Annotated in this window: 10 protein-coding genes; 5 read left to right on the top strand and 5 right to left on the bottom strand. The window is 63.9% G+C overall.

Features of this window, described 5'->3' with window-relative positions; translation table 11 throughout:
* Positions 1-49 precede the first annotated feature (49 nt).
* From EOA33_RS10820 to EOA33_RS10805, 4 genes are all read left to right on the top strand, one after another.
* Complete coding sequence (locus EOA33_RS10820) at positions 50-1042, top strand: aminotransferase class V-fold PLP-dependent enzyme (RefSeq protein WP_348628229.1); 993 nt, start codon at positions 50-52, stop codon at positions 1040-1042.
* Between the two features lie 100 nt (positions 1043-1142).
* A complete protein-coding gene (locus tag EOA33_RS10815) occupies positions 1143-1928 on the top strand; it encodes an ABC transporter substrate-binding protein (protein ID WP_127405613.1) in 786 nt (261 codons plus the stop codon).
* Positions 1929-2043: 115 nt separating this feature from the next.
* Complete coding sequence (locus EOA33_RS10810; RefSeq protein ID WP_127405612.1) at positions 2044-2721, top strand: amino acid ABC transporter permease; 678 nt, start codon at positions 2044-2046, stop codon at positions 2719-2721.
* Between the two features lie 40 nt (positions 2722-2761).
* Positions 2762-4042 carry a cysteine desulfurase-like protein gene (locus EOA33_RS10805; RefSeq protein ID WP_281033516.1) on the top strand — a complete coding sequence of 427 codons (1281 nt, stop codon included), beginning with the start codon at positions 2762-2764 and terminating at the stop codon, positions 4040-4042.
* 24 nt (positions 4043-4066) lie between these two features.
* Here EOA33_RS10805 and EOA33_RS10800 read toward each other — a convergent pair whose 3' ends face one another.
* From EOA33_RS10800 to EOA33_RS10780, 5 genes are read right to left on the bottom strand one after another with little or no spacing between them, the layout of a single operon-like run.
* On the bottom strand, positions 4067-4897 hold the full coding sequence (locus tag EOA33_RS10800) for a dipeptide ABC transporter ATP-binding protein (RefSeq protein ID WP_126056740.1): 831 nt from the start codon (positions 4895-4897) through the stop codon (positions 4067-4069).
* Positions 4894-5757: an ABC transporter ATP-binding protein gene (locus EOA33_RS10795; protein WP_126056741.1), complete on the bottom strand. Its 864-nt coding sequence runs from the start codon at positions 5755-5757 to the stop codon at positions 4894-4896. The genes EOA33_RS10800 and EOA33_RS10795 overlap by 4 nt, the downstream gene beginning before the upstream one ends.
* Positions 5757-6641 carry an ABC transporter permease subunit gene (locus EOA33_RS10790; RefSeq protein ID WP_245455737.1) on the bottom strand — a complete coding sequence of 295 codons (885 nt, stop codon included), beginning with the start codon at positions 6639-6641 and terminating at the stop codon, positions 5757-5759. Before EOA33_RS10790 ends, EOA33_RS10795 begins: the two co-directional genes overlap by 1 nt.
* Positions 6642-6668: 27 nt before the next feature.
* Positions 6669-7676, bottom strand: coding sequence for an ABC transporter permease subunit (locus EOA33_RS10785; protein ID WP_127405611.1), 1008 nt, complete (start codon positions 7674-7676; stop codon positions 6669-6671).
* Positions 7677-7721: 45 nt separating this feature from the next.
* Positions 7722-9320 (bottom strand): ABC transporter substrate-binding protein, encoded by a 1599-nt coding sequence (locus EOA33_RS10780; RefSeq protein ID WP_126056744.1) that lies wholly within the window; start codon positions 9318-9320, stop codon positions 7722-7724.
* Positions 9321-9789: 469 nt separating this feature from the next.
* Between EOA33_RS10780 and EOA33_RS10775 the strand changes: the two genes are divergently transcribed.
* A complete protein-coding gene (locus EOA33_RS10775) occupies positions 9790-11763 on the top strand; it encodes a long-chain fatty acid--CoA ligase (RefSeq protein ID WP_127405610.1) in 1974 nt (657 codons plus the stop codon).
* Positions 11764-11849 lie beyond the last annotated feature (86 nt).

The following is an 11849-nucleotide window of genomic DNA, read 5'->3' as shown; positions in this document are numbered from 1 at the left end:
ATCCAGGTGTCGATGAAGCGTTGCCGCGCTTGCCGCGCGGCAACGCTTCATCGACACCTGGATCAGGCTGATCGACGCACCGCAGGGCACGCTGACCACCGCCGAGAACGTCACCTCGGCGCTCTACAGCCTGATCGGCGCCCTGCCCTCCGAGCGTCTGGCGGGAAAGCGCGTGCTGGTTGCCGCCGACTGTTTTCCGAGCCTGCATTTCCTGCTGGCAGGCTTGGCCCAACGTTTCAATTTCACGCTCGACACCGTGCCGCTCAGGCCTGGCGAAAGCTGGGTTCGCGACGAGGATTTCGTCGCCCGCTGGCAGGAAGATGTCGGGCTGGCGCTCATCACCTTCGTGACCTCGACGGCCTCGCACCGCTGCGATGTGGCGAAGCTCGCGGCGCATGGCCAGGCGATGGGCAGCATCGTCGGGGTCGACATCACGCAAGGGGTCGGCGTGGTGCCCTTCTCGGTGGCAGAGACGCCGGTCGATTTCGTCGTCTCGACATCGCTTAAGTGGCTGTGCGGCTCTTCCGGCGCCGGCATTTTGCAAGTCGCTCCCGACCTTCTTTCGACATGCCGGCCGGAGCTGCGCGGCTGGTTCAGCCAGCCGAATCCGTTCTCCTGGGATCTCGACGCTTTCAGCTACGCAAGCGACGCGCGCCGCTTCGACCACGGCACGCCGGCGATCCTGGCCAGCGTCGCCTCGCTGCCCGGCCTGCAATGGGTCGAGGACACCGGCATCGATGCCATACGCGCGCGCAATGCGGTGATTACCGGGCGCATCATCGGCGCAGCGCTGGACAATGGCTGGGCGATCCGTTCACCGCTGGATGCCAATGCGCGCGGCGGCAGCGTGATGATCGGCCTGCCGCAAGGCGTCGAGGCGGCGAAGCTCGTCGCGACACTGCGCGATGAGCGGCTCTATTGCGACGCCCGCGGCACGACGCTCAGGCTGTCGCCCGGCATGGTCACGGCGGACGAGGCCGTCGGGGCGCTGATTGCGCGGCTGCAAGACCTGATCGGCTCACGCCAGCGCCGCGCATCCTGATTTCAGGCGCCGCCTCGCCTGCGGCGTCCGGGAGCTGGATGCTGGAAGGGGCGGATCAGGAAATGCGCCACGCGAAGTGGCCGAACCAGAGGGAAGCAACATGCTCAAACGTCTAGGACTGATTGGCGTGGTCATCGCAGCCGGCATCGCCTTCGCCACACCCGCCTTCGCCGACAAGATCATGGTCGGCGCCTACCCCGCCAACCCGCCATGGGAATACAAGACCGATTCCGGCGGCTTCGAGGGTTTTGAGATCGATGTCGCCAACGACGTCGCCAAGCGCATCGGCGCCGAGGTCGAGTTCCAGGATCTCGGCTTCCAGGCGCTGTTCGCGGCGACAGCTTCCGGCCGCATCGACTTCGCCGTGTCGTCGATCTCGATCACCAAGGAGCGCCTGCAGAACCAGGGCTTCACCCAGGCCTACTACGACAGCGACGGCACCATCGTCGGCAAGGCGGATTCGACCATCAAGACACTCGACGACCTCAAGGGCAAGACCATCGGCGTCATCGCCGGCTCGACCGGCGAAGCCTACATGAAGGAAAACGCCGCCAAGCTCGGCGTTGCCGAAACCAAGAGCTACAACGCCCAGCAGGATCTGCTGCTTGACGTGCAGAACGGCCGCATCGACGGCGGCGCCGGCGAGCTCGCCGGCTTCCTGTTCGCAATCAAGCAGATGCCAGCGCTGAAGATCCTGGTGCGCATCCCGACCGGCGAGCGCTTTGCGATGATGACCAAGAAGGGCCACCCCCTGCTCGAAAAGGTCAACGACGCGATCACCGCGATGAAGAAGGACGGCACCATGGCCGCGATCCACAAAAAGTGGTTCGGCGTCGATCCGGAAGCCGGCACCAGCACGGTGGCGCCGGGGCCAATCCCGCAATAAGCCGGCTAATTATAGCCGTTCGCGAGAGTGTCGGTGACAAGGCCGGCGCTCTCCGATTCCCATCCGTCCAGGCCCGCGAAAGCGCGGGCTTGGCATTGCCTTGACGGTGACGCCGATGGAACTGATCGACACCTTCTTCAACTGGAGCATCCTCGTCCGATCGTTTCCGATCCTGATCCGCGGGCTCGGCAACACTATCCTGCTCGGCTGCGCCGCAATCGTCTTCGGCACCATCGCCGGGCTGGCGATCTGCCTAATGCGGCTCTATGCGCCGAAGCCGCTAAGGCGGCTGGCCATCCTCTACATCGACATCTTCCGCGCGCTCCCGATCCTGGTGGTGCTGATCCTGATCTACTACGCCCTGCCCTTCGTCGGCATCCGCCTGTCGTCCTTCGTTTCGGCGGCCCTTGCGTTGTCATTGGTGCTTGCCGCCTTCACGGCGGAAGTCTGCCGCGCCGGCATCGAGAACATCCCCAAGGGCCAGTTCGAGGCTGCCGCAGCGCTCGGCCTGCCGTTCTGGGTCGCCATGCGCAAGGTGATCCTGCCGCAGGCGATCCGTGTCGTCATCCCGCCGCTGACCAGCAACTGCGTCTCGGTGTTCAAGGACACCGCGCTGGCCTCGGTGGTGGCGATGCCCGACCTTCTGAAGCAGGCGACCGACGCGCAGGCGCTGATGGCCAATCCGACGCCGCTGATCGGCGCCGCAATCATATATCTCGCCTTCCTGTGGCCGCTGGTGCGGCTGGTCGGCTACCTCGAAGAGCGTGGCAAGGCCCAGTCCAGCGCGCACTGATCCCACCTCGAACGACATCGATGAACTGAAGGAGACGTCCGTGAACCAACACCATATCTCGAAGGCGCAGGACGGCGCTGTTTCGTTCCCGGTCGAGAAGATCCGCGCGATGTTCCCCGCCTTGCGACAGGCCGGCGACTTCATCTTCATGGACAATGCCGCCGGCGCGCAGATCCCGCAAAGCGTGCTCGACGCGGTGACCAACCATCTGGTCGGACACAATGTCCAGCGCGGCGGCCGCTACGGCCGCAGCGTCACCGTCGACCAGTCGGTCGCCGAGGCGCGCGAGAGCGTGGCGCTTTTGATCAACGCCTACAGCCCGTCGGAAATCTGCTTCGGCATGAACGCCACCTCGTTCATCCGCCTGGTCAGCCTCGGCATCGGCCAGATGCTCGCGAAGCGGGACGAGATCGTCATCACCGACATGGACCACGACGCCAATATCGCCACCTGGCTGGCGCTGGAGCAGGCCGGCGCGAAGTTCAAATGGTGGCGCATGCGCGAGGACGGCAATCTGCATGTCGACGATCTCAAGCCGCTGGTCTCGGACCGCACCCGGCTCGTCGCCTGCACGGTGACGGCGCATTCGATCGGCTCGATCGTCGACGTCGCCTCGGTGGCCAAGATCGCGCATGCCGCCGGCGCGGAAGTGTTCCTCGACTGCGTGCATTACGGTCCGCATGGCCTGATCGACGTGCAGGCTTGGGACTGCGACTACCTCGTCTGCTCCGGTTACAAGAATTTCTCGCCGCATATGGGTTTTCTCTGGGGCCGCTTCGAAACGCTGAAGCGGCTGCCGACCTTCCGCGAGGATTTCATCCCCGATGAGCCCCCCTACAAGGTCGAGGCCGGTACCTTCATCTACGAGAATGTCTCCGGCATGGACGCGGCCGTGCGCTATCTGGAATCGGTCGGCCGCAATTTCCTCGCCGAGAACAACCGCTCGCGCCGCGACAACATCGTCGCCGGCATGAACGCCATCCGTGACTATGAGTTGACGCTGGCGCGCGAGATGCTGAAGGTACTGAAGGACTGCGGCGCCACGATCTACGGCGTGGCCGACGAAGCCCGCATCCATGAGCGCGTGCCGACCTTCTGCTTCAACATCGGCAAGCTGTCACCGCAGAGGATCGTCGAGGAGATGGCGGTGATGCAGATCGGCATCCGCGACGGCCATATGTACGCGCCACGGCTGATGAGCCGGCTCAACCTGTCGATGGACAGCGGCGCCGTCCGCGCCTCGCTGGTGCACTACAACACGGTGGAAGAAGTGCATCGTTTCGGCGAAGCGCTGCGCGCGATCGTAGCCAAGCTGTCATGATCGGCTTGGCCACGGCGCTTGGAGTCAGGCCGCCTTCTTCTTGGCCAGCCTTGCCTTGATCGAACTGACATCGGCGCGCGGCGTCGCGGCGAACAGCGTCTTGGTGTAGCTGTGCTTGGGGTCTGCAAAGACCTCGTCGCGCGGGCCGTATTCGACCGCCTCGCCGAAATACATCACCATGACGTCGTCGGCGATGTAGCGCACCACCGAGAGATCGTGGCTGATGAAGACATAGGTCAATTGGAACTCATCCTGCAGGTCGGCCAGCAAATTGAGCACCTGCGCCTGCACAGAAAGGTCGAGCGCCGAGACCGGCTCGTCCAGCACCAGCAGGCTGGGATTCAGCATCAGCGCGCGGGCAATGGCGATGCGCTGGCGCTGGCCGCCGGAGAACATGTGCGGATAGCGGTTGTAGTGCTCAGGTCCGAGGCCGACCTTCTTCAGCATCTTCATGGCAAGGTCGCGGCGTTCCTCGGCCGGCTTGTCGGTGTTGATCAGCAGCGGCTCGCCGAGCACGTCGCCGATCTTCTGGCGTGGGTTGAGCGAGCCATAGGGGTTCTGGAAGACGATCTGCACCTTGCGGCGCATCTCCTTCGACAAACCGTCCCTGGCAATGTCGACCTTGTTGCCGTCGATGAACAATTCGCCCGACGTCGCCGGATCGATCAGCGTGATGATGCGGGCGAGCGTGGACTTGCCGCAGCCGCTTTCGCCGACGATGGCAAGCGTCTTGCCCTTGTCGACGCTGAAGGAGACGCCCTTGACCGCATGCACCGTGCGCGCGCCGCGGAACAGGCCGCCACCGACATGGTAGTCGCGCACGATGTTCTTGCCTTCGACGACCCTGGTGCTCATGAGGCGGCTCCGGTACTTGCCCCCTGGGGCGCCGGTTCGAACAGCATGTCGGAGACGGTCGGCAAGCGGTCGCCGACGGCGTTCTCCGGCAGCGCAGAGAGCAGCGCGCGCGTGTAGTTGCTCTTCGGGCTCTCGAACAGCGACAGCACGTCGGCCTCTTCCATCTTGCGGCCCTTGTACTGGACAATGACGCGGTCGGCGGTCTCGGCCACCACGCCCATATTGTGGGTGATCATGATCAGGCCCATGCCGTATTTGGCCTGCAGCGAGACCAGCAGGTCGAGGATCTGCTTCTGGATGGTGACGTCGAGCGCCGTGGTCGGCTCGTCGGCGATCAAGAGCTTCGGATTGCAGGCAATGGCAATCGCGATCATGACGCGCTGGCACTGGCCGCCCGACATCTGGTGCGGGAAGGAGTTCAGCCGCTCCGCCGGCTCGGGAATGCCGACCTGCTTCAGGAGCTCGATGGCGCGCGCCCGGCGCTGGGCCCGGTCCATGCCCATATGGAAGCGCAGCACTTCCTCGATCTGGAAACCGATGGTGAAGCAGGGATTGAGGCTGGCCATCGGCTCCTGGAAGATCATCGACATATCCTTGCCGACGATCTTGCGCCGCTCGGCGGAACTCAGCTTCAGGAGGTCACGGCCGGCAAAACTCATGCGATCCGCGGTGACCGTGGCCGTCCAGGGAAGCAGCCCCATCACCGCCAGCATCGACACCGATTTGCCGGAGCCGGATTCGCCGACGATGGCGAGCACCTCGCGCTCATCGACATGGAGCGAGACGCCGTCGACGGCGCGGAACGGACCGGATGCGGTCTGGAACTCGACGACGAGATTCTGGATGTCGAGCAGCGCCATCACGACCTCCTGAGCTTCGGATCGAGCGCGTCGCGCAGGCCGTCACCGATCAGGTTGATGGCAAGCACTGTGATCAGGATGGCAAGACCGGGGAACGTCACCACCCACCAGGCGCGCAGGATGAACTCGCGCGCCGAGGCGAGCATGGTGCCCCATTCGGGCGTCGGCGGCTGGGCGCCGAGGCCGAGGAAGCCGAGGGCGGCGGCTTCCAGGATGGCGTTGGAGAACGACAGCGTGCCCTGGACGATCAGCGGCGCCAGGCAGTTCGGCAGGATGGTGGCGAGCATCAGGCGGAGATGCCCGGCGCCGGCAACCTTGGCGGCCACGACGTATTCGCGGCTCTTCTCGGCCATCACCGCGGCGCGCACCAGGCGGGCGAAATGCGGTTGCAGCACGAGCGAGATCGCCAGCATCGCATTGAACAGGCCGGGGCCGAGGATGGTGACCAGCACCAGCGCGAGCAGCAGCGACGGGAAGGCCAGGATCAGATCCATGACGCGCATGATCGCAACGTCGACCCAGCCACGGAAATAGCCGGCCAGCAGGCCGAGCGTGATGCCGCCGGTGAGCGCCAAAGTCACCACCACCGCGCCGATGAGCAGCGAGAAGCGCGCGCCGTAGAGCAGGCGCGAGAGGATGTCGCGTCCGACCGCATCAGTGCCGAGCAGATACTGAGCACTGCCGCCGTTCTGCCACGCCGGAGGCCTCAGAAACGCGGTCTTGTCCTGAACGTCGGGCGCATAGGGCGCGAGCAGCGGCGCGAAGAGCGCCGCCAGAACCAAAAGGATGAAGACGAACAGGCCGATGACGGCGCCGCGGTTCACCGAGAAATAGTGCCAGAAAGTCCTGAAGCCGGTGAGGCGGTCCGGACTGCCGCTGGCCATCGGGGCGATTTCGGTCGACTGGCTCATTCATGCAGCCCTGATGCGCGGGTTGATGACGGCATAGAGCACGTCGACGATCAGGTTCACGGCCATGACGATGAGGGCGATCAAAAGCAAGCCTGACTGCACGACGACATAGTCGCGCTTGAAGATCGAATCGACCATCCACTTGCCGATGCCCGGCCAGGCGAAGATGGTCTCGGTGAGGATGGCGCCGGCAAGCAGCGTGCCGACCTGCAGGCCGATGGTGGTGACCACCGGTATCAGCGCGTTGCGCAAGGCATGCACGCCGATAACCCGCGCCGACGACAGGCCCTTGGCGCGCGCGGTGCGGACATAGTCCTCGCCCAGCACCTCGAGCATGGCCGAGCGCGTCTGGCGGGCGACCACCGCCAGCGGGATGGTGCCGAGCACGATCGCCGGCAGCACGAGGTGACTGAGTGCCGAGCGGAAGGCATCCCATTTGCCGTAGAGGATGCTGTCGATGGTCATGAACCCGGTGATCGGCTTGAAGAAGAACTGCAGGCCCATGCGGCCGGAGACCGGCGTCCAGCCGAGATAGCCGGAGAAGAAGATGATCAGCAGCAGGCCCCACCAGAAGATCGGCATCGAATAGCCGACAAGGGCTGTGCCCATCAGCGACTGGTCGAACCACGAGCCACGCTTGACCGCTGCGAAGATGCCGGCCGGGATGCCGAGCACCATGGCGAAGATCATGGCGAAGAAGGAGAGCTCCAGCGTCGCCGGGAAGAGCGTCTTGAACTCCTCGATAACCGGCCGCTTGGAGGAGATGGAAACACCGAAATCGCCGGTGGCGACCTCGCCGACGTAGCGCGCATATTGCTGCCAGATCGGCAGATTGTAGCCGAACTGTTCCTTGAGCTCTTCGTAGCGCGCCGGCGTCACGCCATGCTCGCCGGCCATGGCGAGGATGGGGTCGCCGGGCAGCAGCCTGACGAAGGCGAAGGCACAGATGGTGATGCCGACCAGCGTCGGGATCAGAAGCGCGATTTTGTTGAGAAGATATCGGAGCATCTTGAAAAAGGGGCGGCGCCGTACGGCGCCGCCCGCTCTAGAGTTCTATTCGGCCTTGTCGGTGCCGTCGAAGCGGTGGATGCCTAGCGGGTCCATCATGAAGCCGCTGACATTCTTGCGCACAACCGCATAGACCTGGCTGTGGGCCAGGAGGAAGGCCGGGGCCTGCTTCTGGAAGACAACCTGGGCCTGCTCGTAGAGCTTGGTGCGCTCGGCCTGGTCGCTGGTCTTCTTGGCCTTCTGGATCAGGTCCTCGAAGTCCTTGTCGCACCAGCTCGAGTAGTTCGAGACGCCGATTGCCGAGCAGGCGAAGAGGGTGGCGAAGAAGTTGTCCGGATCGCCATTGTCACCAGTCCAGCCGATCTGGAAGGCGCCGGGGCGCTCCTTCTTCTTGCCTTCCTCGCGATACTTCGTCCACTCGTAGTTGACGATCTCGGCCTTAACGCCGACCTTGGCCCAGTCGGCCTGGATCAGTTCGGCGGCGCGCTGGAAGTTCGGGTTGTACGGACGAACGCGGTCGGACGCCCAGAGCTGGATTTCCTTCAGCCCGGCGTCGGCGAGCACCTTCTTGGCCGCTTCCGGATCATAGGAATCGAACTTCACGTCCTTGTTCCACGACCACATGGTCGGCGGGATCAGGTTCTGGGCCGGCGTGGCGCCGGCATCCTGGAACAGCGACTTGATCAGCGCCTCCCGGTCGATCGCCTGGTTCAGCGCGTGCCGAACCTCGGGCTTGTCCAGCGGCGGGATCGTCGTGTTGTAGCTCATGTAGCCGATGTTCAGTCCGGCCTGGTCGAGCAGGTTGACGTCCTGGTTGGCCTTGATCGTGCCAATGTCGGCGGGGTTCGGATAGGGCGCGACGTCGCATTCGCCGGCCAGCACCTTCTGGATGCGCGCGGTGGCGTCGGGCGTGATGGCGAAGACGAGATCGTCGATCTTTTCCTTGCCCTTGAAATAGTCGGGGTTGGCCGCGTAGCGGATGACCGAATCCAGCTGGTAGTCGACGAACTGGAACGGCCCGGTGCCGATCGGCTTGGTCGAGAAGTCGGCCATTTTGCCGTCCTTCGCGAGCTGATCGGCGTATTCCTTCGACACGATCGAGGCGAAGTCCATGCCGAGGTTGGCCAGCATCGGCGCGTTCGGCTCGGTCAGCGTCAGCTTGACGGTCAGATCATCGACCTTTTCCCACTTGGCGACGTATTTCGGCATGTCCATGCCGGTGTAGTAATCCCAGGTCAGGTTCGGCAGGTACTTCTCGCCGTTCCAGGGATTTTCCTTGTTGAACTGACGGTCGAAGGAGAAGACGACGTCATCGGCATTGAGATCGCGGGTCGGCTTGAAATAGTCGGTGGTCTGGAACTTCACGCCCGGATGCAGGTGGAAAGTATAGACCAGGCCGTCGTCCGAGATTTCCCACTTGTCGGCGAGGCCGGGCTCGATCTCGGTACCGCCATGCTTGAATTCGACAAGGCGCGAATAGACGGTGCGCGAAGAGGCGTCGAAATCGTTACCGCCCGTCGTCGTACCCGGGTCGAAATTGGCCGGCGATGCTTCCGAGCAATAGACCAGCGTCTTGGCGTTGGCCACGCCACCGAGGACGCTTGCAGCCAGCAACGCGGCTGCAAAAGTCAGTTTCTTTTTCATTGAGCACTCCCTGATGTTCTGCCAAGCCCCTCTAGCAGGCTCGCGAAGCGCGCATATAAGCACCGTTTTTCTGGCTTTGGAACACCCCGTTTGCGTACCCCACGGGAAGCAGGAAAAGAATCCGCAATCTCCTAAAATGGCAGAAAAAATTAGCAGATTTTTCCGCTCACGATAATGTTAACGACCGCATTTTTTTATTGATCGGCGCTCTCGCGAAATCGACGCGGCGCGGCCTTCCTTCGCATGGGCGCTGCTCAGGAAGATGCGTTACGGGTAGCGGAGAAGAAAAGGATTTCGACGGCAAATCTTTCCCGTTCTGCCGCAAGGGCAAGACTTGCATGGCCGAGGATAGTCGCAATACATAGACGGCACGCTGGATTTCCTGAGGAATCCGCAACCATTGCGGCGGAGGACGCTCCTGTCATTCAGAGGCGGCGCGGCACGAGTGAACGACGACGGGAGGGACAGGGTGGCGAAGGCAGCAAAGACGACGGCTCCGGCCAAGACGAAGGCCGCTTCGAAGGCAGCCGCCCCTGTGAAGGACACCGCAAAACCACAGGCTAAGGCTGGCGCCGGAAAGGCCGCCAAGCCTGCCGCGACGAAAGCTCGAGCAGCGGCCAAGCCGGCTGCCGCCAAGTCCGCTGCAACAAAGCCCGCTGCCGCAAAGCCGGCCGCGAAGGCAGCTCCGACAAAAGCGATCTCGCCAGCGCCGGCAGCGAAGCCGGCGCCGGCCAAGAGGTTGCCTAAGGCGCTGACGGAGCTTGCCGCCGGGCTGCCGGAAAAGCCGTGGCTGGCAAGCTATTCAAAGAACATGCCGGCCGAAATCGGCCCCCTGCCCTACGGCTCGATCGGCGACTTCCTGGTCGGCGCCTGCAAGCAGTTTGCCGGCCAGCCGGCCTTCGTCTGCATGGGCAAGGCCATCACCTATGCCGAGCTCGAGCGGCAGTCGGCCGCCTTCGGCGCCTATCTGCAGTCGAAGGGCCTGCAGAAGGGGGCGCGCGTGGCGCTGATGATGCCCAACGTGCTGCAATACCCGGTGGCGATGATGGCGGTGCTTCGCGCCGGCTTCACCGTGGTCAACGTCAACCCGCTTTACACGCCGCGCGAACTGGAGCACCAGCTCAAGGATTCCGGCGCACAGGCGATCGTCATTCTCGAGAATTTCGCCAACACGCTGCAGGCGGTGATATCCAACACCTCGGTCAAGCACGTCGTGGTCGCCGCGATGGGCGACATGCTTGGCGGCCTCAAGGGGACGCTCGTCAACTTCGTCGTGCGTCGGGTGAAGAAGCTGGTGCCGGCCTGGTCGCTGCCGGGCCACGTCAAGTTCAACGCCGCCCTGAAGGCCGGCGCCGGCCTCGCCTTCAAGCCCGCCAGCGTCAGCGCCGACGACATCGCCTTCCTGCAATATACCGGCGGCACTACCGGGGTCTCGAAGGGCGCGATCCTCTTGCATTCCAATGTGCTTGCCAATGTCGCGCAGAACGCGCTCTGGCTGCAGGACGCCTATGCGGTGAAGCCGAAGCCGGCACACCCCAACTTCATCTGCGCGCTGCCGCTCTACCATATCTTCGCGCTGACGGTGAATGCGCTGATGGGCATGCAGCAGGGCGCGCAGAATGTGCTCATCCCCAATCCGCGCGACATTCCAGGCTTCGTCAAGGAGCTGGAGAAATACCCGGTCCACATCTTCCCGGGCCTCAACACGCTGTTCAACGCGCTGCTCAACAATGAGGATTTCCGCAAGCTCGACTTCAAGCCGCTGATCCTGACGCTGGGCGGCGGCATGGCGGTGCAGAAGGGTGTGGCCGAGCGCTGGAAGGCGCTGACCGGCTGTCCCGTCACCGAAGGCTACGGGCTTTCGGAAACCTCGCCGGTGGCGACCGCCAACAAGTTCAGCGGCGGCGACTTCACCGGCACGATCGGCCTGCCGCTGCCGTCGACCGAGATCGCCATCCGCGACGACGACGGCAACAATGTGCCGCTCGGCGAAGTCGGCGAGATCTGCATCCGCGGGCCGCAGGTGATGGCGGGCTACTGGAACCGGCCGGACGAGACCGCCAAGGTGATGACCAAGGACGGCTTCTTCAAGTCCGGCGACATGGGCTTCACGGACGAGCGCGGCTACACCAAGATCGTCGACCGCAAGAAGGACATGATCCTGGTCTCCGGCTTCAACGTCTATCCGAACGAGTTGGAGGAGGTCGTGGCCCAGCATCCCGGCGTGCTCGAAGTGGCGGCGATCGGCGTGCCGGACGAGCATTCCGGCGAAGTGCCGAAGCTGTTCGTGGTCCGGAAGGATCCCGCGCTGACGATCGAGACGCTGACCGCCTACTGCCGCGAAAACCTTACCGGCTACAAGCGGCCCAAATATATCGAGTTCCGCACGGAGCTGCCGAAGACGCCGGTGGGCAAGATCCTGCGGCGGGCGCTGCGCGGCTAGGCACGAGCTTGAACGATCATCCTGCCGGCGGGGAGATGGCGGCCACGCGCCCCGATCCAACGGCCTTCATCAAGGCGAACATGCGC

Origin of the sequence: Mesorhizobium sp. M4A.F.Ca.ET.050.02.1.1 (assembly GCF_003997725.1) — a bacterium.
GTDB lineage: Bacteria > Pseudomonadota > Alphaproteobacteria > Rhizobiales > Rhizobiaceae > Mesorhizobium.
The sequence above is the reverse complement of the archived record's forward strand: the minus strand, read 5'-3'. Positions and strand labels throughout refer to the sequence as shown.